Annotated in this window: 2 protein-coding genes; one reads left to right on the forward strand and one right to left on the reverse strand. The window is 75.6% G+C overall.

What is annotated here, in order from left to right; translation table 11 throughout:
* On the forward strand, nt 1-1,269 hold a 1,269-nt coding region (locus tag BN12_RS21045; RefSeq protein WP_048555522.1), incomplete at its 5' end, for a hypothetical protein.
* 12 nt (nt 1,270-1,281) lie between these two features.
* Here the strand turns inward: BN12_RS21045 and BN12_RS21050 are convergent.
* The gene (locus tag BN12_RS21050; protein WP_200901269.1) at nt 1,282-2,397 is read right to left on the reverse strand and encodes an MBL fold metallo-hydrolase; all 1,116 of its coding nucleotides are present in this window, start codon (nt 2,395-2,397) and stop codon (nt 1,282-1,284) included.
* Between the last annotated feature and the right edge of the window lie 101 nt (nt 2,398-2,498).

A 2,498-nucleotide genomic window follows, 5' to 3' on the forward strand; every position in this document is an offset into this window, starting at 1 on the left:
CCCGCCTGCCACCCCCCCCAGCCCCCCCCCGCCGCGTGGTTCGCGGGCCGGCTCGTCGGGCTGCGGCCCGAGCTGGAGGACGTCGTCGGCTCCCCGCGGCTCGGAGCGGTCAGCCTCGGCCACGAGGCCGCCCTCGCCGTCGCCCGCGCCGAGGACGGCGACCTGCTGGAGGCGGCGAGTCTCGTCGCCCGGCTCCGCGACGAGCTGCGCCGGCCGGCCCGGTCGAGCAGCTGGCTCGCCACGGCATACGGCACCGTGGAGGCCGCCCACCTGCTCGGTGACCGTGACACCGCGGCGGACCTCGGGCGGATGCTGCGACCGTATGCCGCCCTGCCGTTCTCGCCGAGCCTCGCCGTCACCTGCTTCGGGCCCGTGCACCACGCGCTCGGCGTGGCGGCCCTGACGACGGGCGACCTCGACGCCGCGGTCCTCGAGCTCGGCTCGGCGGTCGCGCGCAGCCTGGCCCTCGGGCACCTGCCCGCTGCGGCGCTCGCCGGCCATCGGCTCGCGCAGGCACTCCGGTCGCGCGGTCGCCCGGCCGACGTCTCGATGGCGCGCGACGTGGCAGCCGAGTCGGCGGCCAGGGCGGAGCGCATCGGGATGGCCCTGCCCGACCCTCGAGAACCGGTCGCCGGCCGAGGGAGGCAGCCCGCGTCCGCTGCCGGTCCGATCTGCGCCTCGGGCCCGGACCGTGCGGGGGTGGGGATCGTCCGCTGCGGACGCCGATGGTCGGTCACCACCCCGGTCGCCGAGGCGGAGGTCGACGACTGCGTCGGGCTGCGCTACCTCGCCGTCCTCGTCTCCCGGCCCGGCACGGAGGTCAGCGCGCTGGAGCTGGCGAGTGCGACCGACCCCGCCGGGTGGGCCGACCGGTACAGCGACACGCCGCACGAGGTGGTGGACCGGCGCACGCTCACGCTGTACCGGCACCGTCTCGCGGAACTCGACGAACAGATCGCCGAGCACGAGGCCGCCGGCGACGACAGGGCGCAGCAGTGCCGGACCGAGCGGGAGTGGATCCGCGCCGAGCTCCGGCGCGTCGTGGGGGTCGGTGGACGCCCGCGGTGCTTCGTCACCGATGCCGAGCGGGCCCGGGTGTCGGTCACCAAGGCCATCGCTCGAGCGTTGGCCCGCATCGCGCTGGTCGACGCCGCCGTCGCCGACCACCTGCGCGCGCGGGTGCGCACCGGCGTGCGGTGCACCTTCACCGAGTCCGGCGTGACCGCCGTGCCACCGGTGTCACCTGCCCCCGCACTGTGGGCCGGATGAAGCATGCGAGGGTCACGGGCTCGGGCTCGCCCCGGTGAGGCCGTCCGCGGCGACGGGCAGGGAGAACACCCACGTGCGGTCCACTCGCCTGGCTCGGATCCTGGCGAGCCCGCGCAGGTACTGCAGGTGCGCGGCCGTCTCGGCGAGCGCCGCCCGCCTCATGAGGCCCTGGACCCCGTCCCATCCCCGCGACCACGTGAGGCGTTCCGCGACCTGCCAGACGGTCGGCTCCTCGAGACGCGCGACGACGTCCTCGATCTCCCCGCAGCGCTCCTCGTGGTGGGCCAGGAGCGTCTCGACGCGGGCGGCGAGCCCCGTGAACCGGTATTCGTGGGCCGGCAGCGCCTCCGCCGAGTCGTATGCGGCGACCTTGCGGAGCGACGCGAGGTAGGCCGCGAGGGGTGGCTCGTCGGTGAACGGGTGCAGGCTGATGTTCGGGCTGATCCGCGGGAGGACGTGGTCGCCGGTGAGGAACAGCGCCGCGGCCTCGTGATGCAGGCACAGGTGGCCGGCCGTGTGTCCGGGTGTCCACACCGCACGCCAGTCGCCCCCTGGCACGCGGTCCGCGTCCTCCAGGAGCACGTCGGGGCGCGCCATCCGGGTGAAGGGCTCGAGCATCCGCGCGGTCATCCGCAGCTCCTCGGCGGCGTCCTGCGGGGTGCCACAACCGTGCAGCCAGTCGTCGTCCCGCGCGATGGCGTCGGTGCGCATGGACTCGCCGGGGAGGCTGGCCGCTTCCGCCGGGTGCATCGCGACCCAGCCCCCGCTCCGCTCCTTCACCAGCCGCGACAGCCCGTGGTGGTCCGGATGCACGTGGGTCACGACGACTCCGGCGACGTCCGACCAGCTCGCGCCGAGGTCTCGCATACCGTCCTCCAGCGCCACCCGGCCCGGATCCGACTCCCAGCCCGGGTCCACGACGACGAGACCGTCGCGGTGCTCCAGGAGGTAGGTGAGGGTGTACCGCAGCGGGTTGCGGGGGATGGGCACGGGGACGCACCACACCCCGGACCGGATGCGCTCGACGGGCGGCATGACCTTCGTGCGCCACGCCTCGCGCTGCGCGGTGCCGGTCACCCGGAACGGTCTGCGGTCTCCCGCCGTCGTCGTCACGTCATCGTCGCCCACGGCGAGCCAACCTAGGTCGTGTCTCGCCGGGAGGACTCATCCGCCCCCAGGCTCACCGGGCGTCGCGCGCGGCCTGGCGCCGGGCACCCGCCGCGCGCGAG

The organism is Nostocoides japonicum T1-X7 (assembly GCF_001046855.1).
In the GTDB taxonomy this organism is placed as follows: Bacteria; Actinomycetota; Actinomycetes; order Actinomycetales; family Dermatophilaceae; genus Nostocoides; species Nostocoides japonicum.